Genomic DNA, 19165 nt, shown 5'->3' with positions numbered 1-19165 from the left:
CCAGACCCGTGCTACCTTGCCCCATAGTTATATATCACCTGCTATGCTATTTGGGGACGACTCCATGAGCTACAGTCACGAGGCAAGCGACGGGAGCGACAGAGTCGGACTCTACCTGCAGGACAAACACCCGATCCGGGAGAACATGGAACTGGTACAGTACGCCGAGGAGCAGGGCTTCGACGAGGTCTGGCAGGCCGAATCCCGCCTCGCCCGGGACGCCATCACCCCCATGGCGGCCTACGCCGCCGTCACCGACGACATCAAAATCGGGTCCGGCGTCATCAACAACTGGACGCGCAACACCGCCCTCATCGCACAGACGATGAGCACCCTCGAGGAACTGGCCGGCCCGGACCGGATCCTCTGTGGGATCGGTGCCTGGTGGGACCCCCTCGCGGAGAAGGTCGGCGTCGATCGATCGGACGCCCCGCGCGCGATGCGCGAGACCGTCGAGGTGACGAAACGGCTGCTCGACATGGAGAACGTGACCTACGACGGCGAACACGTAAACGTCCGCGACATCGAACTCGACGTCGTCCACGGCGACGCCGGGCCCCGCACCGTCCCCGTCTACGTCGGCGCGACCGGGTTCAAGATGATGGAGTTGACCGGCCACTTCGCCGACGGCGCGCTCATGAACTACCTCGTCAGCCCCGAGTACAACCAGAAGGCCCTCGACGCGCTCGCGACCGGCGCGGACCGATCCGATCGCTCGCTCGACGAGATCGATCGCCCGCAACTGATCGTCTGTTCGATGGACCACGACGAGGAGCAGGCCCTGGACAACGCCCGGGAACTCATCACGCAGTATCTCGGCCAGCAACCCCACATCATGAAAGCCAGCGGCGTGAGCCAGGACCTGATCGACGAGGTCGGCGAGGCGATCGGCGGCTGGCCGGCCGACAAGGACGACATCGAAAAGGGGATGGACCTCATCCCGGACGAGGTCGTTCACAAGCTGACAGCCAGCGGCCGCCCCGAGCAGTGTCGCGAGAAGGTCCGGGAGTACGCCGAGAACGGCTGTCTCTGCCCGATCCTCTACCCGCTGGGCGACGATCCGAAGCTCATGATCGACGAGTTCGCGGACGGCTACCGCTGAGAACGCGATCGCCGCGACGCACGCAGCGATGCCCGTCGCGGCCCGAACGTGCGAATTTTCGACGACGGCGAACGGGCAGTGACGGCAGAATCGACGACGGACCAGTGCTCGATTCGTCCCTGCAGGGCGACGATCGGGAGCGAGGCGACCGATCGCTCATACGGATTGCTGTACCGATGTACCGGCGCAACCGCGATCCGGGCGGCGGTTGCGCTGGAACTGACGTACAGTAAACCGTATCAGTCGTCGGCCGCAGCCGACTCCGGGACGTCGTAGCGCTGCTGGACCTCCGCGATGTCCGGGTCGATCCGCATCACGTCGCCGGTGGCCCGTTTCGCGCTCTCGGTGTCCTTGAGGCCGAAGCCAGTGGAGTTGACGACGACCGTCTCCCCGGTGTCGATGATCCCCTCCTCGATCGCGCGCCTGACGCCGGCGAGCGGCGTTGCACCGGCCGGTTCCGTGTAGATCCCCTCGGTGCTGCCCAGCAGTTTCTCGGCCTCGAGGATCTCCTCGTCCTCGACGAGCAGGGAGGTACCGCCGCTCTCCTCTAACGCGCGACAGGCTTTGATCGTGTTCCGGGGCCGGCCGACGGCGATGCTGTCGGCCAGCGTGTCGGCGATGTCGTCGACGTCGTCGTGATCGTGGAACGCGTCGTGAATCGCGGACGCCCCCTCGGCCTGGACGCCGAGCATCCTGGGCGTGTCCTCGACGTAATCGAGGTCGTAGAACTCGCGGAACCCTTTCCAGGCGCCGGCGATCGTACAGCCGTCGCCCATCGAGAAGACGACCCAGTCCGGAATCTCGCCGCGGACCCTCGACTGTTCGGCGAGTTCGTGGCCGACGGTGCGTTTGCCCTCGACCTGGAAGGGGTTGATCGCGGCGTTGCGGTTGTACCAGCCGTACTCGTCGGTGACCTCGACGCTCAGGTCGTAGGCCTCGTCGTAAGAACCCTCGACTGCCAGCACGTCCGCGCCGTAGACGAGCGGCTGGGCGAGCTTTCCGGCGGGAGCGTCGCCGGGGACGAAGATCCGGCAGTCCAGCCCGCCGCGGGCGGCGTACCCCGACAGCGAGGCCGCGGCGTTGCCGGTCGAGGCGCAGGTGATGATATCTCGCCCGGCGTGTTTCGCTTTCGTCACCGCGACGGAACTCGCGCGGTCCTTGAAACAGCCGGTCGGGTTCCGGCCGTCGTCCTTGACGAGCGTCTCGACCCCGAGTTCCTCGCTGAGATTGGGGGCGTCGAAGAGGTCCGTCCCGCCCTCGTTGAGCGTCACGACGTCGGCCTCGTCGTCGACGGGGAGGAACGCCTCGTACTTCCACTGGCTGTCGATCGTGCCGTCGAGGTCGGCGTCGAAGTTGTCGTGGATGACGTCGTAATCGTACTTCACTTCGAGAATGCCCGAAACGCCGTCCTCTTCCGGACAGGTGTAGATGACCTGGTCCGGATCGTACTCTCGCCCGCAAATGGTACACTCGAGTGTGGTAACGTGGTCTATCGCCATGTCCTGAACAACAGAGGCGGCTCACATAAAGACTCGCCTCCGGGGACCCGTGTAGCCGTGTGCCACCGAAATCCGTGATCACACCGCGGTCGCTCGAGGACGTATACGCCGCGTGTACACGACGGTGTGCCGGTCGACCGATCGGCCCGTGTCGCCGATCGGGACGGTTCTGTGGTCGGGCATCGACAGCACACCGGATTCGGAACCCGTTCTTCCACCGCCGCGACTGGCACCGACAGATTGACCGCCGCAGTTGCCACCGACAGATCGCGTGGGAACCGACACAGCGGCCGCCACACCGGCCACACAGCACCGAATATTTATAGTCGACTCTCCCATCGTGACTGGTGGGTGCTAACTACCCACAGGACACCGTCCGCTCGCAGCGGAACGGTTGCCGGAGTCGGTTAGCACCGAGTACAGCCATGATTGGACGACGACTGGCCACGACGGAAGCGCTCATCGTCCTCGTCAGCCCCGACAGCGACGAGGAACTCGAAACGATCGAACGGTGGGGTCGCGAACGCGACCTGCCGGTCCACGCGGTCGACGTGGGCGAGGACATCGACCCGGTCTACGACCCCGGAACGGAGTACCTCGGGGTCACCCTCGGCGGCGACGGCACCTACCTCGAGGGCGTCCGGCAGTTCAGCCCCAGACGGATCCCGATCCTCGGGATCAACGCCGGCACGCTCGCCTTCCTCGCGAGCATCTCGCCGGCGGACCTCACCGACGCGCTGACCGAGGCCGTCGACGGAACGGCGACGATCGATCAGCGCCAGCAGTTACACGTCGACGCCGACGGCGTCGATTGTACGGGCATCAACGACGTGATGATCGAACACGTGCCGCCGGAGGACCCGGTCGAGCGCAAGATCACGCGCCTCGAGGTGTTCGCCGACGAGGAGTTCATCGGCCAGTACGAGGGGAGCGGTCTCGCCGTCTCGACGCCGACGGGCTCGACCGGCGTATCGCTCTCCGCCGGCGGTCCGATTCACTACCCGAAGAACAACGCCACGCTCCAGATCGTGCCGCTTCACACCCACCGGCTCGGTGTCCGTCCCCTCGTCGTCGACGCGGACACGACCGTTCGCGTCGCCTCGGGCGGCCCGGCGAACCTGCTCGTCGACGGCGGCCGCGCCCAGACGACGCTCGACGAGGACGCCATCGTCACGATCGAGGGTGCCGAGACGCGGGCTCACGTCGTGACCACGAGTTACGACGACGACTTCTTCACCTCCGTCTCGGAGAAACTCGGCTGGGGCGTCCGCGACGGCAAGGACGATACGGGCACGGTGCACGTGGGATCTCGCGGGCCCCAGGAGCAACGCGAGTCCGATCTCCGTGAGCGAGCGAGACGGGTCGCCACGGAAGCCGCCCGCGCGACCGGGCCCCCGCTTCGTGAACTCCACGGACAGACGGAGTCGATCGAGTACAAGACCGACAAGTCGGACATCGTCACCGAGGCGGACTACAAGGCCGAGAACATCATCACGACGGTCATCGAGAGCGAGTTTCCCGACCACGGCATCCGATCGGAGGAGACCGTCCAGCGGACGGGCGCGAGCGAGTACACGTGGTCGATCGACCCGCTGGACGGGACCGGAAACTTCGCCCACGGGAATCCCAACTACTCGGTCTCGATCGCCCTCCTCGAGGACGACGACCCCGTCGTCGGCGTCGTGTACGCCCCCGAAACGGACGAGATGTTCAGCGCGATCCGCGGGGAGGGAGCGACGCTCGACGGCAAACCCCTCTCGACGACCGATCGGACCAGCCTCGACGAGTGCATGCTCCTCTCGGGGTACGATCCCGACGGGACGTTCCTCTCGCACAGCTATCACGAAGCGCGGGGCGTCCGCCGACTCGGGTCGGCCGCGCTGAACCTCTGTTACCTCGCGGCCGGCAGCGCGGACGCCGTCTGGGAGTACGACACCTACCCGTGGGACGTCAACGCCGGCCTCGTCGTCGCCCGGGCGGCCGGCGCGACGGTGACGAACGCCGCGGGCGACCCCTACGATCCGAACGGCCCGATCGACGCGCGAAACGAACTGCTCGGGTCGAACGGCCCGCTCCACGAGACGCTGCTCGCACACCTCCAGGACGCGGAGACGCTCCAGCCCTCCGCCTCGAGCGCGACCGACTAACTCGCCCGCTCCGCCGATCGGCCGTCCGTTCCGTCGCTCGGCCAACGGGTCCGTCACTCGACTGCCCGATCCATTACCCGGTCGAGACGCGAGGCCCCCGCGGAAGGAACGAGCCGTCACCGGGTTCCGCGAGCACGTCGTGATCGCGTGCCGCGATCGATCCGTCGGCGACGACCGTATCGACCCGCCAGTTCCAGGTCCGCCCCTCGAAGGGGGTCCACCCGCCGTTGTACGCCAGGTCCTCCGCCGAGACCTCGTACCCCTCGTTCCGGAGCAGGACGAGGTCGGCGTCAGTCCCCACCGCGAGCGAGCCCTTTCGCGGAAAAAACCCGGCCTCGCGTGCGGGCCGGGCACAGACGAGTTCGAGGAGTCGCGGCCACGAAAGCCGCCCCTCGTGAACACCTTCGTTGACGAGGAACTCGAGCATCGTCTCGACGCCCGGCAAGCCCGCGTAGGGGACCCAGATGTCGTCCCAGCCCCGCTCGCGATCCTCGCGATGGGTCGGGAAGTGATCCGTCGCGACGAGATCGATCGTGCCGTCCCGGACCGCCTGCCAGAGCCGATCGACCTCGTCCGGAGACTTCAGCCCCGGGTTGACCTTCAGGAACGGCCCCCTGTCCGCGACGTCGTCCGCGGAGAACGCGAGGTACTGCGGACACGTCTCGAGGGTCACCGGGACGTTCGCGCGGGAGGCGAATCGATCGGCGACCGCAGCGCCGCTCCCGCTCGAGATGTGGACGACGTGCAGGGGGCAGTCCGCGTACTCCGCGAGCCACCCCACGCGGCCGATCGCCTCGAGTTCGGCCTCGAGCGGGCGCGACTGTGGATACAGCTCGGGATCGGTTCCGTCGAGTCGCGCTCGCGCGTCGTCGAGGATCGCCTGCGACTCGCAGTGAACGCGGACCGTGCCGCCGGCGGCACCCACCTCGGTCATGAGGTCGAGGATCGCCGCGTCGTCCGCGCGGTACGGCTCCGCCGTGAAGGTCTTGAACTCGGGTACGCCGGCCTCGAGGAACCCCTCGACGTCGACGTCGCCGTCCTGGAAGTTCCCGGCGACGAGTCCGAAGTCGACGTGCGCCCGGTCCTCGCACCGGGCCCGTTTCTCCCGGAGCGCGGCGGGCGTGGTCACGGGCGTCTGCGTCGGGAGTTCGACGACGGTCGTCACCCCGCCCGCGACGGCGCTCGCGGTCTGTGTCCCGATGTCGATGTCGTCCGGGAACAGGCCCGCGTCGTGCATGTGCGTGTGCACGTCGATCGCGCCCGGGAGCGCGACCATCCCGTCGGCCTGCACGACCGTCTCGGCGTCGGCCCCGGACGCAGACAGGTCCGGCCCGATCGCCGCGATCGACCCGTCCTCGGTCGCGATCGATCCGCGCTGGAGGCCCGCGTCCGTTACGATCCGCGCGTTCTCCACGAGACAGTCCGTCATGGTTCGTACACTCATGCGGGAGTCTCATAACAGTTCAGGTCGATTCGGCACTGTCCGGCCCCTGGCGTGACGCTCCGTCGTAGCCCCCCGTTTCCGGTCCGAAGTGAGACGGACTGGAGATAGTTTTTTGGGGGTTGATAGAGAGTCACACGTTGTGATACTCAACGCAGGGACGCTCGTCACCATGAACGACGAGCGCGAGGTCAGAGAGGAGGTACACGTCGTCGTCGAGGACGGCGAAATCGTCGACGTCGCGGACGGATTCGCGTCGGGCGAGGATGTCGTCGACGCGCGTTCGGAGGTCGTCATCCCCGGGCTAGTCAACTGCCACACCCACATGTACGCGCTGCCGATCCGGGGTGCGCCGCTCGAGGCGTCGCCGCGGAGTTTCTACGAGGCGCTGGTCGACATCTGGTGGGAAGTAGACGAAGCGTTCACGATGGCGGACGCGCGCCTCTCGGCGCTCGGGTCGTGCAAAGAGATGCTCGAGGGCGGCGTCACCGCCTTCTGCGACAACTACTCCGGGCCGAACACCCTCCCGGGTGGGCTGGACGCCGTCGCCGACGGCGTCGCCCAGACGCCGATCCGCGGCCTGATCGCGTTCGAGACCACGGCGCGGAACTCGCGGGACGAAGCCATGGCGGGCCTCGACGAGAATCGACGGTTCATCGACGAGGAGGAAGGTGAGTACGATCGAGTGACCGGCCACTACTGCCTCCACACGCTGTTTACCAACCCGGAGGAGGTCGTCCGCGAGTGCGTCGATCGCGCGACCGCGGACGATCGGCCGATCCAGCTCCACCTCGAAGAGGGGCTGGTCGACGTCCACCGATCGATCGAGGAGTACGGCGAGCGCCCGGTCCACGCGCTCGAGTCGATGGGGTTCTTCGACGCCGACGTCATCGCCGCACACTGCGTCCACGCGACCGACGAGGAGATCGAGATCCTCGCCGAGAACGACGTCGCCGTGGCGCACAACCCCTACTCGAACACGAACAACGCGGTCGGGATCGCGAACGTCGAGAAGATGCAGGACGAGGACGTGACGATCGGCATCGGAGACGATGGCTGGGATCCCGACATGTTCGAGACGATGCGGACCGCCGTCGGGATCCACAAACTGAAGCAGAACGACCCGAGCGGATTCGACATGGCGACGGCGCTCGAGTGGGCGACGATCGGGAGCGCGGCCGTGATGGGGATGGACGACCGGATCGGGAGCATCGAGACGGGGAAGCGGGGCGACTTCGTCACCCTGGATCTCGGGCCGAACCCGGTCCTGCGAGAGAGCGCGCCCTACTACGTCGTCAGCGCGGCGAGTCGGGCCGACGTCACCCGGACGATCGTCGACGGGGACGTCGTCTACGAGCGCGGCGAGGGCGTCCACGCCGTCGACGGCGAGGACATGGCGGCGGTCGGTGCCGCGAGCGCCGACCTGTGGGACCGGATCTGACGTCCGGGAATCGCCAGAGGTACCCGTTTTCGCGCGTTCGACCCGCCAGCGGATCGGCCGTCCGTACGCGATCGACTCTTCTCTGCGCCCGGTCTCGGTTGCACCCGGAACGGAGTCCAGTGGCGAACGCGTCGTCGAGGCGTACACGCCGACGGACGCCGCCGGCAGGCGCTGACGGACGGGCCCGAGACGCGGCGAGTCGCTCCGACCCCGCGTCCCGCGATCGAATATACACCCTTAGGGCGTGATTTCGATCGGCCGGGCGCGATCGGTGGACCTGCGGCCAGAATATACACCCTAAGGGTGTGAATTACGGTGGGCGAACCGTCCGCCGACGATAGTGTGCCAGGTGGTAGGGATCGGGGGCGATCTTCGAACCGTGCTGTCGCCAGCAATCGGAGCCAGCGGCCGCCAACGGGCCGTATACGCATAGTCAGGCTTATAAGATCCCGGACGATAGATTCGACCGATGGCTCCCGAATACGGGTGTAAGGTCGACGCGACGATCGATCGCTACGATCTCGAGACGGCCGATCCTCGCCACGAGTCGCTACACGACGGCCTGCTCGCGCGCTGGACGGGGGACGACGGACACTCCGAGGTCGGCTATCGGCGCCTGACCGAGTGGTTCAACAAGCGACTCCTCAAGCGAGTCTACGACGAGCACGGGCGGGAGGCCCACGAGGCGCGGATCGACGCCGACTACGAGGCGTTGACCGGCGACGACGACCTGGTCCGCGAGGAGACGACAGAACGGCTCTCCGCGGCCGGAATCGACGGCGAGGCCCTCCTCGAGGACATGGTGTCCTGGGGGACGATGCGGACCCACCTGAACGACTGCCTGGAGGGGAGCAAAGATCGATCGGGCGCTCGCACCGACTGGGAGCGCGACAGCGTCGCCGTGGCCCGGGAGGTCGTCACCGAGAAGGTCGACGAGGCGCTCTCGTCGCTCGCGACGAAGGGCGAACTCGCCGGGACGGACTCGTCGTCCGTCGAGGTCCAGATTCACCTGCGATGCGACGAGTGCCCCACGCGAGTCCCGCTCGAGGTGGCGCTCGACCGCGGCTACGTTTGCGACGAGCACAGCGAGACGAGCGCGAACACGGAGACACACGCATGACCTGGGACATCGACATCGAGAACATCGCCGGCATCTACGAGGGCAGCGCACGACTCGAACCGGGACTGAACGCGGTCAAGGGATCGAACTGGCAGGGGAAATCGAGTTTCATCGAGGCACTCAAGACCGCCCTCGGAACGGCGACGACGCTCACGGAAGGGAAAGACCGCGGGCGCGTCCATCTTCAGACCCCCGAAAAGACCGTCGACGTCGAACTCCGCCGGTCGAACGGCGTCGTGAACGCCGAGGGCACGCCGTACCTCGAGTCCGAGTACGACGTCGCCCGGACCGCGCTGTTCGCCTGTCTCGGCGAGGGAAACGAGGTGCGCCGGGCCGTTCGAGCGGGGGAGAACCTGGAAGACGTGTTGCTACGGCCGCTCGACTTCCAGAACATCGACGCACAGATCGCAGACCGCAAGCGCGAGCGCGAGCGGATCGACTCCGAACTGGCACAGGCCAGGGAGGCGCGCAAACGACTCCCCGCGATCCAGGAGCGCGTAACCCAACTCGAGCGCGACGTCGAGGATCTCCGCGATCGCCGCGAGGAACTGGCGGACGCCGCCGGCGACGTAGACGACCAATCCGATTCGGTCCAGGGCGAGTTGAGCCAGGCCCAGTCGGAACGCAGTCAGGCGAAGAACAAACTCGAACGGCTCACGCAGACGATCGACCGCATCGAAACGCGGCTCGAGGATCGTCGCGCGGAACTCGACGACATCGAGATCGAGGACGACGATACCGTCGAGTCCGAACTCGAGGCGGCCCGCGAGAACCGCCAGGAGGCAAAGCGGGTCCTGGAGGTGTTGCAAACCGTCTACTCGGCCAACGAGATGGTCCTCGAGGAGAACCGGATCGACCTCATCACCGACGTCAACCGGGAACTCACCGGTGACGCCGTCGTCTGCTGGACCTGCGGGACGGACGTGGACCGGGCGGACCTCGAGGACCGACTGGACGCGCTCGGGGAGAAGATCACCGAGAAGCGAACCCAGCTGGAGACCCACCGTGACCGGGTGGAGGAACTCGAGGCGCGACGGGAGGAACGCGCCCAGGCGCGGCGGCGGAAACGGGACCTGGAGACCGAGATCGAGGACCTCGAAGAGAAACTCGCCGATCGGCGACAGAGCCTCGCGGAGACCCGGGACCGCTTCGAGCGCGCGGACGAGCGCGTCGAGCGGCTCAGCGAGACGGTCGACGAGCAGGTCGATCGGCTCACCGACGTCGAAAGCGAGATCAAGTACCGGGAGGCGGAACTGGAAGACGCGCGGAACGAACTCGAGGAACTCGAATCCCGGGCCGACCAGATCGAGGTGCTGGAAGACGAGCGGGCGGCGATCCGGGAGGAGATCGAGGACCTCCGCAACCGCAAACAGGAGATCAAACAGCAGGCACGCGACGAGTTCAGCGACTCGATCCGGGAGATCAGCGAGCGCTTCGAAACCGGGTTCGAGTCGGCGCACCTGACCGGCGACTTCGACCTCGTGGTGGCCCGCGAGGGGCGCGAAGCGGACCTCGACGCGCTCAGCGAAGGGGAACTCGAACTGATCGGGTTCATCGCCGCACTCGCGGGGTACGAGTCGTTCGACGTCGACGAAGCCGTGCCGATCATGCTCGTCGACGGCGTCGGGAGCCTCGCGGACGAGAACCTGCGGACGCTCGTCGAGTACCTGGACGAACGGACGGAGTACCTCGTGTTCACCACCTATCCGGAACACACGACCGGCGACGGGCGGACGATCGATCCGACGGCGTGGTCGGTCGCGAGTCGCGAGTCGATCGACGCGGACTGATACGGTCTGCTGTAACGATTTACCGGTGCAACCGCAGGGGCGGTCGCGGTTGCACCGGAAATGACTTACAGTAGTCCGTATGACGCCGCCCGCTCCGAACCGGACGGCTGCGAGCGACGACCGTGTTTTCGATAGCCCACGAGAGACGCCGCGAGCAAAGCCTTTATTCTCGTCTCGGGGGAACGGACGGTGTCGAATGACATCCGATCCCAACGACGTCATGGACATCGGTAATCGCCTCCTCAAGCAGTATCCGAACGCGTTCACGACCGAATTCAGCGCGAACAAGCAGGTCGTCCGGAACACGACCGCCGTCGGTTCGAACCGCCTCCGGAATCGCGTCGCCGGCTACATCACCCGGAAGAAACAGTCGAAGTGTAGTAGCCACTGAAAGTCACTGTACACCTGATCGCAAGGCAGCTTTGCCATCAGGTGTGAATCGTTTCAGTTGTTACTATAACCCGCCGAACCAGTTTCGGACGGATCCGGGAGCGGCCGTCGTGAGACGTAAAACCGGCCGACGGGCGGTTTCACGGGATCCAGTCGAACGGGAGGGCGCCCACTCGCCAGAAACGGGAAAATGTTTCCTGTACCACCAGCACGTTGTATGGTACTAGGTAACAAAGCATATGGTCGTTAGCGCAGCGATCGGGGAGTTCGCCGGAATTCTCGCCGATCTCGAGCAACTGCACGACGTGCGATCGGTCGCGATTCCGGACACGGATGCGCACGCGGACGAGGTTATCGCTTGCGTCGAGATCGAGGTCCCGATCGTCGACGACGACAGTGTGACCGACGACGTGACGATCGAGGCGACCGACACGGAGTTGACCGACGGAGCCGTCGAGGTAACGCTCGAGTTCTCGATCCCGACCACGAGTGACGAATCGCGTCTCGACGGCACCGCCGTCGATTCGCTCGCGGGAGGTGAAACGCCAGGCGGAACGGCCGACGCCGGAAACGGCCAGGCGGCGTACAAAGACCCGGACGCGCTCCGCGCAGTCTACGAGGAGTACGATTCGTTCCCGGCCATGACCGCGGCGCTCGGCGTCGACGTCACGTCCGAAACCGTCCGCCGGTACATGGTCAAACACGACATACACGAGCCAGAGGGCGGAGACCGTGGGGGAAGCGATCGAGCGAACGCAACCGATGCGGGGGACGATCGGACGACGGACGGCGAACCGCCGACGACAGACAGCGAGACGACGGGCGACGACGCCGAGGGGGACGACGAGTCACCGACCGGACCCCCAGCTGACTCGGCGTTCGGTGATCGATCGATCGCGGAGATCCTGGCGAACGCGGACGGGGAGGAGGACGACCCGCTCGTCACCGACGGCGTCGGCGTTCCGCGAGACCTGACGGTCGCATCGCTGACGGAGATTCTCGACCGGTCACGAACGGTCTCCGAGGTCGCCCGCGCGCTCGACCTCGAGTACGAGCAGACGCGACGGGTGCTGAACGAACTCGGGGGTATCGGGTTCGTCACCGGTCGACTGGGCGATTCTCGCGACGACGTGACCGTCTCCGAGGTGGCGCGGCGGGTTCGAGACGAGCGAGCGACGGGCGAGTGATGCGGCGGGGTCGAAACGCCGAGACGTTCCGCGTACCGGGCGGGACATACCGTCACCGATCGATCCACGACGCTCAGGCGGTAACGTGACCGCTCGCGTGAGAACTGGTCAGCGAGACGCGATAGTACTCGGTGAATTTGACGACGTCGTACTGGGCGAGTTCCGCCTCGACGTCCGCGTCGACGGCGACGGGGGTGCCCTCGGAGACCACCCGATAGAAGCAATCCCTGGCCCGCTCCGAGAGTTCGTCGATGTGTCGAACGTCGAGCGACGAAGGTATCGATTCGATCCTGGTAACGGTGACTCGGGCATTCATGCTACTTGCTACCACTCATACAGTGTCGGTCCCGGCTAATCAAGATACCGGCGCCGGTAACCGATCGCGACCGTCGTCGGACTCGCTCGTACCGATCGACGGACGGGAGGGCACCGAACCCGGTCAGTACACGGAGCGTGGTGAATACGTGTACAGCAGTGACCGGGACGGGTACTGGCCGCGACACGACGGTCGTCTGGACCGTCGAAGCGGGTCGCGATCGCACTGTGCCGGACGGGAACTCGCACGGCGAGTCACGTCTGTGATCGTTTGGCAAACGTTATTGTGTTTGGCACGCACACTCACACAGAGGAATGCTCGACGACTCGGAGCACATCATCAGCGTGGGTGACACGCTTCTCGATCGGTATCCGGACGTCTTCTCGGCCGACTTCGAGGAGAACAAGTACCAGGTGGAGAAGCTCACCGACGTCGAATCGAAGCGCGTACGAAATCGGATCGCCGGCTACGTCACTCGAAAGCGCGACGACGCACGGTGAGCCGACGATCGCGTCGACGGCAGATCGAATCGACAACGATGACACGGATCCGATGACACGGATCGGATCAGCAGACCCCGCCGCCACGTGCGAGGATCAACAGACCCACTGCCGCCACGTGCGCCGCGGTAAACGGGAGAAACAATTATCTGTGTTTCTACGGAGCGTATAGTCAATGGCCACGATCAGGATACGGGAGTGGACGAAAGAGCAACTGGAGGAGATACGGGACGCGGAATCGCACTCGTCGCACGATTCGGTCATCAAGTCCCTGCTGAAAGACCACGAGTTGGCACAGTTCGCAAACGCCACCACGCCGAGCGAGGACCCGGCGGAGCCGGACTCGTTGCCCGGAGAGAAGGCGTTTGACGATTTGACCGTCTTCGATGAACTCACGACCGTCGATAGCGGGGTCCTGTTTCTCTGGTGTCCGAACTGTGGCAAAGAGATGGCCCATCTCTCCGTCGAAAACCCGTTGCGCATCCCCGTCTACGAGATGGAGTGTCAGCGCTGTCTCACGCACCTCGACCACCACGCGATCGTCGGCATCGAGATCGGGTATCCGATCGAAAAACGGCTCGTCGAGGAGACGTTACAGGACGATCTCAAGGCCTGCGTGATCGACTACTGGGATCGCAAACTCGAACACCTCGCGGTGGAGGTGACCGACGACGACACCGATCTCGAGCATCTCGTCTGGCAGTTCGGACAGTACGTTCGCGACTTCGACTGGGACTGGCCGGCGGACGTCCCGGTCATCGGCGTCGAACCCGGCACGACCTACCGGGACGAGATGACCGGGGACGTACTCCAGGTGATCGAACGCGTGACCGACAACCGGAACGAACTCGACTCCTACCGGGTCCGGCGGTCCGAGAGCGACGGGGACCGGTCGGAGACGGAGATCATGGGGACGGGGACGCTCATGCCGCTGCTCCTTCGCCGAAGCCTCTACCTCGCGGAGGAAGCGGACGAACCGTAACGCGCCCGTCGTCGACTGAACCAGGGCGATCGAGTGGGGCGTGTCGCGCCGCCAGTCTACGAGGGGTCCGAATCGCGAGTCACGCGCTCCAGGTCGGCCGGCCGATCGACGTCGCGAAGAACGCCGGGATCGCCCGTCTCGACGACCGCCGCGTCGGACGCCCGTCGGAGGACGTCGCGGCCGCCGACGTCGCCCGACACGGACGCGAGCGCGTCGAAGTGCCGGGAACCGAACAGGACGGGGTTGCCCCGGGACCCGTCGTAACCGGCCGCGAGCACCGACCCGTATCCGCGATCGTAGGCAGCGACGAGGGTATCGATCGTCGCCGGAGAAACGGACGGCATATCGCCGAGGGCGAAGAGGACCGCGTCGGCGCCCGTCTCGCGAGCCCTCGCGACGCCCGCCCGAACCGACGTGCTCTGCCCGCACTCGTAGTCCTCGTTGCGAAGGAATCGGACCTCGTCGTCGTACGCTTCGAGCGCCGCCCGAACGCGATCGGCGTCGTGTCCCAGGACGACCGCGACCGCGTCGAGTCGGGAGTCGACGAGCGTCGCGACCGCGTGCCGAACCAGCGGGTCGCCGTCGAGGGGGTCGAGTAACTTGTTCGCCGGTCCGTACCGACTGCTGGTCCCCGCCGCCAGGACGATCCCCTGGACGGCGGCGTCCGGGTCGGTCTCCGCGACCGGCGGTGGGTCGACCACCGGAAGCGTCTCCCGGGTCATTCGAGCACCGGATACGGGACGACGTCGACGTTCACTCCCGCTTCGAGCGGTTCTCGAGTGACGACGAGTCCGTCCGCACGACTCGCGCGCGTGCTCGAGGACAGGACGCTCGGGTCGAACTGCTCGTCGTACACCCGGAGCGGCGAGTCGCGATGGCCGAGCGGCATCGCTCGCGTCCCATCGTCGTCCGACAGCAGGACGGGAATCGCGTAGTCGAAGCCGTCGGGACCGAGCGAGACCGATCGATCCATCGTCGCACGTAGCGTCGGCGTCGTCGCGTTCCCCGTGAAGAACGGGCGCATCACGAGCGTCGCGACGGTGTGCGCGCCGATCGGTTTCCCCGGGATCGCAAACGCGACCGCGTCGTGGTCGGGTAACTCTGCGAGCGCGATCGGCTTCCCGGGCCGGAGCCGAACCCGGTGGAAGCGAACCGAACCGAGCGCATCGAGCGCGCGGACGACGTGGTCCTTGTGGCCGACGCTCGTTCCGCCCGTCGTGATCACGACGTCGTACTCGGCCGCGAGGCGCTCGATCGCCGACTCGACCCGATCGTACTCGTCGGGGACGGACCCCTCGACGGTCGCCTCGTGGCCCCACGAGCGCACGAGTCCAGCGAGCATGGGCGAATCGAGGTCGCGAGACCGGCCCTCGTGGATCTCCGTGCCCGTCGCGAGGAGGCCAGCCGAGAATCGGTCCCTGACACGGAGTCGATCCCGCCCGAGATCGCCCAGCAGTATCGCGTCCTTGGCCGAGAGGCGTTCCCCGCCGTCGACGAGGACCTCCCCCTCGCTCACGTTGCTCCCGCGCTCGTAGGTGTAGGTGCCGGGGGTAAGATCCGGGCCGCGCAGCGTTCCGTCCTCGACGACCGCTTCCTCCCGTTTCAATACCGCGTTCGCCGCCTCCGGGATCGGTGCGCCCGTCGCGACGCGGACCGCCTCGCCGGACGCGATCGACGGCGGGTCGGCCTCCGGATAGACCTCCCCCTCGACGATCGAAAGCGGGTACGGGTCGGTCGCGTCGAACGCGAACCCGTCCATCGTCGCGAAGTCCCGCTCGGGAACGTCCCGATCGGCGACGACTGACTCGGCCGCGACGCGCCCGGCGATCGACTCGAGGGGGACCGATTCGGTCCCGAGCGACGCCTGGACGTCGCGGCGGACGGCACGCACCTGCGCCACGGCGTCCTCGCGCCAGAGCAGGTCCTCTTGATCGTGTCCCATACCAATCCGTTTCGAGACGGTCGTAAAAATAGTGTTCCCCGGGCAGGAAAGCGGGAATCCCGGCCCACTGGCGGGTCGGAGAGATGCGCCGATCGAATCACTGCCCGTCGCCGATCGCATCGGACGGGAACTCGACCCGATCGGGGAGTCATACGGATTGCTGTAACTATTTACCGCCGATCGCCGACCCCGTCCTGGTGATCGGCGGTAATTGACTACAACAGTCCGTATCAGTACTGCTCCTGGACCCTGTCGATCTGGCACTGGACGCAGCGATCGTCCGCGAAACACCCGACGCTGTCGTACGGGCAGTCGTACGCCTCGACGTCGACGGAGAGTCGGCGTTTGGCGTGGCGCCACTCGCTCGCCCAGTCGTCGATGTCCATCTCGGCCGAGGTGAAGACGACCTCGTCGTCCCGATCGACGATCTTCACGGCGGTGGCCGACGGTGCCGCTTCCTTCGCGGTCTCGATCGCGGCCTCGTACGACGAACACCGGATTCGCTCCCGGCGACCCTCGTCCTCGAGGACGAGGACCGTGATCCGCCCGTCGTAGGATTCGGTCGGGTCCAGTCCAGACGTCATACGCGGTACGTAGCGAGAAGCACTGAAAAATCTCCCTCCTTACGCGGCCGATCGCCGAGGCGTCGACGGGACAGGTCGGCCTGCGATTCGGATTAGATAGAACGAGTACTAGTTCGTCGAGTTACCAGATTTCAGTTACAATTGTAGAGCGCAGTTCGCGAGTCGCCGAGGACGACACCGTCGACGGCCGGTCGTCGACTGAATTTCCGTTTCGTCTGCGGCTCTGGGCCAGAAGCGCCAGTACGGGAGGGTAGTCGAGAGTCGGACAAACGTCCCGCATCGTCACGCGAGAGCAATCGCCTCAGATGGGGCGAAAACGACGTCTTTACGGGAAACGACGAGTCCGACCGTCGATAGCGATCGACGACGTCGTCGACCGGATGGGACTGTATTGTGTGTTATCTTATGTGCATTTAGATTTGGTAGTTTGACGAGCTCGGATGCAGTGGCCGAGACGGATACCTCGACGTCGGTTCCGATCGCGGAAACCGTCAGTCACGTATTAATAGCCGTTGTTCGAACGCAAACGTATGAACGATCTTCCGATCGACTGGTCGCCTGTCCACGGACGATGAGCGGGTACTACCGACGCTATCTGCAGGTCCTCGTTCGATTCCTCCCCGTCGCGATCGCGTTCCTGCGCGATCGGCGTCGGTTCCTGCTGTTCGGCCCGTCCCGGACGGTCTCCACGGAGGTCCACCGTGCCCGCGCCGAGCGACTCACCGAGACGATGCTCGACCTCGGGCCGGCGTTCATCAAGGTCGGGCAGGTGCTCTCGACGCGGCCGGACATCGTACCGCCGACGTACGTCGAGGTCTTCGCGACCTTGCAGGACGAGGTCCCCGAGGATGCGGGCGGCGATCCGTTCGCCGTCCTCCAGGCGGAACTCCGCGACGGCATCGACCTGGAGTCGGTCGAACCGGTCGCCGGCGGCTCGCTCGCGTTCGTCTACACCGCCGACTACGATGGCGATCGAATCGCGCTGAAAGTCCGTCGGCCGGGGCTCGTGTCGCAGATCGAACGCGACCTGCGGGTCATCCGGGGTCTCGTGCCGCTGCTCGCGACGTTCGCCGACGAACGCCAGCGGTACTCGCTCGAGAACGCGGCGGACGACTTCGAGGAGATCATCCTCGGGGAACTGGACTTCGAGCGCGAGGCGACGATCATGCGGGAGATCGACGCCAACTTCGCCGACGACGATCGGATCGTCGTCCCGGACACCTACGACGAGCTGTGTTCCGATCGCGTGGTGGCGATGGAGTACGTCGAGGGGCGAAAGATCACCGACGACGACGCGCTCGCCGACGCGGGGCTGGGGCCGACCGAGATGGCGACGCTGATCGCCCGGACGTACCTGAAGATGGGCCTCGTCGACGGGGTGTTCCACGCGGATCCACACCCCGGCAACCTCGCCGTGACCGACGAGGGTCGGCTGGTCATCTACGACTACGGCATGAGCCAGCGGCTCTCGCCACAGGAACAGGAGGACATCACGAGCCTCTATCGCACCCTCGTTCGCCGCGACGTCGACGGCCTGTTGAACACGCTCGTCGCGCTCGAGGTTCTCGAACCGACGGTCGACCGGGCCGCGGTCCGGCGGGTGCTCGAACTGGTGATCGACAACCTCGAGGGGCGATCGGACGTCACCTGGCAGTTGATCATCACGGAACTGCTCTCGATGCTCCACGACTTCCCGTTTCGCATCCCGCCGAACGTGATGTTGCTGATGCGGGTCGGGACGGTCGGCGAAGGGGTCTGCCGGAGCCTCGATCCCGAGTTCGACTTCATCGCCGTCACGCGATCGTTCCTCGTCGACCACGGGTTCATCGAGAGCGAGTTCGAAGTGCTGTTCGAGGACGTCAAACGGGACCTGCGGGAGTCGGCCCCCGTCCTCGCGCGAGCACCCGCCCGGTTCGACGCCGTGTTCGGCCAGCTCGAACGCGGCGAACTGGTGGTCAGGACCGAGCCGGTCGAACCGACGCCGGACGGCGATCCGGGGGTCGGCTACGCCGTCCTCGCCGGGGCGCTGTTCGTCGCCACCGCCGTGCTGACGTTTCACGCCCAGCCGTACGAACTCGCCAGTCTGGTCGCGGCGCTCGTCGTCGCGCTCCAGTACGTTCGAACGCGCCGATCGAGCGGGCGCTGAGTTCCCGTCGGCAGTTCGACCCGGAATCGATCGCCCGACGCCGGCGGGAGAGCTTCATAGGTATCGTGACCGTACGTTCACCATGGACAGAATCGAGTACGTGTACACGTTCGGCATGGAGGCCGACGAGGTCGATCGCCGCCTCGAAGCGGGAGAGGTCGGAGTTCTGGGACTTGCGGACGATTCGTCCGCCTACGCGATCCCGGTTGGATACCACTACGACGGCGAGTCGCTGTATATCCGGCTGGCGGACGACGGGTCGAGTACGAAGATGGCGTACGTCGAGACGACGACCGACGCCTGCCTGAGTCTCTACAGCGACGGTTCGGGCACGGATAGCTGGAGCGTGCTCGTCAGGGGCCCGTTGCGGAAACTCGACGACTCGGAACGGGACGCTTTCGACGCGACGACGCTCAACGAGTCGTTCCACCGGCTGTACGTCTTCGACCAGGACGTCGAGGCGATCGACCTCGAGATCTACGAACTGGAGATCGAGTCGATCACCGGCCGGAAAACGGGCGAGTGAACGGGTCCGAAGGCGATCGCATCCGACCGGATCGAGCGTCGCCGCTCCTCAT

17 protein-coding genes are annotated in these 19165 nt (G+C 66.0%); 11 read left to right on the top strand and 6 right to left on the bottom strand.

Translation table 11 applies throughout. The features are described from left to right. The first annotated feature begins 64 nt into the window (after window positions 1-64). Window positions 65-1102, top strand: a complete 1038-nt coding sequence (locus MUN73_RS06245) for an LLM class flavin-dependent oxidoreductase (RefSeq protein WP_250139568.1) — start codon at window positions 65-67, stop codon at window positions 1100-1102. A 239-nt stretch (window positions 1103-1341) separates the two neighbouring features. Here MUN73_RS06245 and thrC read toward each other — a convergent pair whose 3' ends face one another. Continuing rightward, window positions 1342-2601, bottom strand: a complete 1260-nt coding sequence (thrC, locus tag MUN73_RS06240; protein ID WP_250139567.1) for a threonine synthase — start codon at window positions 2599-2601, stop codon at window positions 1342-1344. 425 nt (window positions 2602-3026) lie between these two features. Between thrC and MUN73_RS06235 the strand changes: the two genes are divergently transcribed. Continuing rightward, window positions 3027-4748: an inositol monophosphatase family protein gene (locus MUN73_RS06235; RefSeq protein ID WP_250139566.1), complete on the top strand. Its 1722-nt coding sequence runs from the start codon at window positions 3027-3029 to the stop codon at window positions 4746-4748. A 73-nt stretch (window positions 4749-4821) separates the two neighbouring features. Here the strand turns inward: MUN73_RS06235 and MUN73_RS06230 are convergent, their stop codons facing one another. Continuing rightward, on the bottom strand, window positions 4822-6177 hold the full coding sequence (locus tag MUN73_RS06230) for a dihydroorotase (RefSeq protein WP_250139565.1): 1356 nt from the start codon (window positions 6175-6177) through the stop codon (window positions 4822-4824). A gap of 154 nt (window positions 6178-6331) precedes the next feature. Between MUN73_RS06230 and MUN73_RS06225 the strand changes: the two genes are divergently transcribed. From MUN73_RS06225 to MUN73_RS06205, 5 genes are all read left to right on the top strand, one after another. Then, the gene (locus tag MUN73_RS06225) at window positions 6332-7630 is read left to right on the top strand and encodes an amidohydrolase family protein (protein WP_250139564.1); all 1299 of its coding nucleotides are present in this window, start codon (window positions 6332-6334) and stop codon (window positions 7628-7630) included. 469 nt (window positions 7631-8099) lie between these two features. After that, window positions 8100-8750, top strand: coding sequence for a rod-determining factor RdfA (gene rdfA / locus MUN73_RS06220; RefSeq protein ID WP_250139563.1), 651 nt, complete (start codon window positions 8100-8102; stop codon window positions 8748-8750). Further along, window positions 8747-10540 carry an archaea-specific SMC-related protein gene (locus MUN73_RS06215; protein WP_250139562.1) on the top strand — a complete coding sequence of 598 codons (1794 nt, stop codon included), beginning with the start codon at window positions 8747-8749 and terminating at the stop codon, window positions 10538-10540. The genes rdfA and MUN73_RS06215 overlap by 4 nt, the downstream gene beginning before the upstream one ends. Before the next feature lie 196 nt (window positions 10541-10736). Next, entirely contained in the window at window positions 10737-10931 is a 195-nt protein-coding gene (locus tag MUN73_RS06210) for a 30S ribosomal protein S17e (RefSeq protein ID WP_250139561.1), read from the top strand. A 238-nt stretch (window positions 10932-11169) separates the two neighbouring features. Continuing rightward, window positions 11170-12117, top strand: a complete 948-nt coding sequence (locus MUN73_RS06205) for a DUF8073 domain-containing protein (RefSeq protein WP_250139560.1) — start codon at window positions 11170-11172, stop codon at window positions 12115-12117. A 73-nt stretch (window positions 12118-12190) separates the two neighbouring features. Here MUN73_RS06205 and MUN73_RS06200 read toward each other — a convergent pair whose 3' ends face one another. Further along, the gene (locus MUN73_RS06200; RefSeq protein WP_250139559.1) at window positions 12191-12433 is read right to left on the bottom strand and encodes a DUF7979 domain-containing protein; all 243 of its coding nucleotides are present in this window, start codon (window positions 12431-12433) and stop codon (window positions 12191-12193) included. Between the two features lie 314 nt (window positions 12434-12747). Between MUN73_RS06200 and MUN73_RS06195 the strand changes: the two genes are divergently transcribed. Together MUN73_RS06195 and MUN73_RS06190 are read left to right on the top strand one after the other, a co-directional pair. Beyond that, window positions 12748-12933, top strand: a complete 186-nt coding sequence (locus MUN73_RS06195; RefSeq protein WP_250139558.1) for a 30S ribosomal protein S17e — start codon at window positions 12748-12750, stop codon at window positions 12931-12933. A gap of 175 nt (window positions 12934-13108) precedes the next feature. Further along, window positions 13109-13915 carry a hypothetical protein gene (locus MUN73_RS06190; protein WP_250139557.1) on the top strand — a complete coding sequence of 269 codons (807 nt, stop codon included), beginning with the start codon at window positions 13109-13111 and terminating at the stop codon, window positions 13913-13915. Window positions 13916-13971: 56 nt separating this feature from the next. On the opposite strand, the gene MUN73_RS06185 is transcribed toward MUN73_RS06190, so the two are convergent. The 3 genes from MUN73_RS06185 to MUN73_RS06175 all read right to left on the bottom strand — a co-directional run bounded on the left by MUN73_RS06185 (window position 13972) and on the right by MUN73_RS06175 (window position 16441). After that, entirely contained in the window at window positions 13972-14637 is a 666-nt protein-coding gene (locus tag MUN73_RS06185; RefSeq protein ID WP_250139556.1) for a nucleotidyltransferase family protein, read from the bottom strand. Then, window positions 14634-15857, bottom strand: coding sequence for a molybdopterin molybdotransferase MoeA (locus MUN73_RS06180; protein ID WP_250139555.1), 1224 nt, complete (start codon window positions 15855-15857; stop codon window positions 14634-14636). Before MUN73_RS06180 ends, MUN73_RS06185 begins: the two co-directional genes overlap by 4 nt. Before the next feature lie 230 nt (window positions 15858-16087). Further along, window positions 16088-16441, bottom strand: a complete 354-nt coding sequence (locus tag MUN73_RS06175; protein WP_250139554.1) for a hypothetical protein — start codon at window positions 16439-16441, stop codon at window positions 16088-16090. A gap of 571 nt (window positions 16442-17012) precedes the next feature. Here MUN73_RS06175 and MUN73_RS06170 point away from each other — a divergent pair. Both MUN73_RS06170 and MUN73_RS06165 read left to right on the top strand, forming a co-directional pair. Continuing rightward, entirely contained in the window at window positions 17013-18587 is a 1575-nt protein-coding gene (locus MUN73_RS06170; RefSeq protein WP_250139553.1) for an ABC1 kinase family protein, read from the top strand. Window positions 18588-18669: 82 nt separating this feature from the next. Then, window positions 18670-19113 (top strand): pyridoxamine 5'-phosphate oxidase family protein, encoded by a 444-nt coding sequence (locus MUN73_RS06165; RefSeq protein WP_250139552.1) that lies wholly within the window; start codon window positions 18670-18672, stop codon window positions 19111-19113. The last annotated feature ends 52 nt before the right edge of the window (window positions 19114-19165 follow it).

Source organism: Halosolutus amylolyticus (assembly GCF_023566055.1).
Taxonomy (GTDB): Archaea; Halobacteriota; Halobacteria; order Halobacteriales; family Natrialbaceae; genus Halosolutus; species Halosolutus amylolyticus.
The sequence above is the reverse complement of the archived record's forward strand: the minus strand, read 5'-3'. Positions and strand labels throughout refer to the sequence as shown.

Bases quoted from the DNA above. Each gene is read 5' to 3' on its own strand.
- MUN73_RS06230 (WP_250139565.1), bottom strand. From the start codon at position 6,177: ATGACGGACTGTCTCGTGGAGAACGCGCGGATCGTAACGGACGCGGGC.
- MUN73_RS06185 (WP_250139556.1), bottom strand. From the start codon at position 14,637: ATGACCCGGGAGACGCTTCCGGTGGTCGACCCACCGCCGGTCGCGGAG.
- MUN73_RS06205 (WP_250139560.1), top strand. From the start codon at position 11,170: ATGGTCGTTAGCGCAGCGATCGGGGAGTTCGCCGGAATTCTCGCCGAT.
- MUN73_RS06190 (WP_250139557.1), top strand. From the start codon at position 13,109: ATGGCCACGATCAGGATACGGGAGTGGACGAAAGAGCAACTGGAGGAG.
- MUN73_RS06170 (WP_250139553.1), top strand. From the start codon at position 17,013: ATGAGCGGGTACTACCGACGCTATCTGCAGGTCCTCGTTCGATTCCTC.
- MUN73_RS06210 (WP_250139561.1), top strand. From the start codon at position 10,737: ATGACATCCGATCCCAACGACGTCATGGACATCGGTAATCGCCTCCTC.
- thrC (WP_250139567.1), bottom strand. From the start codon at position 2,601: ATGGCGATAGACCACGTTACCACACTCGAGTGTACCATTTGCGGGCGA.
- MUN73_RS06175 (WP_250139554.1), bottom strand. From the start codon at position 16,441: ATGACGTCTGGACTGGACCCGACCGAATCCTACGACGGGCGGATCACG.
- MUN73_RS06215 (WP_250139562.1), top strand. From the start codon at position 8,747: ATGACCTGGGACATCGACATCGAGAACATCGCCGGCATCTACGAGGGC.
- MUN73_RS06195 (WP_250139558.1), top strand. From the start codon at position 12,748: ATGCTCGACGACTCGGAGCACATCATCAGCGTGGGTGACACGCTTCTC.
- MUN73_RS06245 (WP_250139568.1), top strand. From the start codon at position 65: ATGAGCTACAGTCACGAGGCAAGCGACGGGAGCGACAGAGTCGGACTC.
- MUN73_RS06165 (WP_250139552.1), top strand. From the start codon at position 18,670: ATGGACAGAATCGAGTACGTGTACACGTTCGGCATGGAGGCCGACGAG.
- MUN73_RS06180 (WP_250139555.1), bottom strand. From the start codon at position 15,857: ATGGGACACGATCAAGAGGACCTGCTCTGGCGCGAGGACGCCGTGGCG.
- rdfA (WP_250139563.1), top strand. From the start codon at position 8,100: ATGGCTCCCGAATACGGGTGTAAGGTCGACGCGACGATCGATCGCTAC.
- MUN73_RS06200 (WP_250139559.1), bottom strand. From the start codon at position 12,433: ATGAATGCCCGAGTCACCGTTACCAGGATCGAATCGATACCTTCGTCG.
- MUN73_RS06235 (WP_250139566.1), top strand. From the start codon at position 3,027: ATGATTGGACGACGACTGGCCACGACGGAAGCGCTCATCGTCCTCGTC.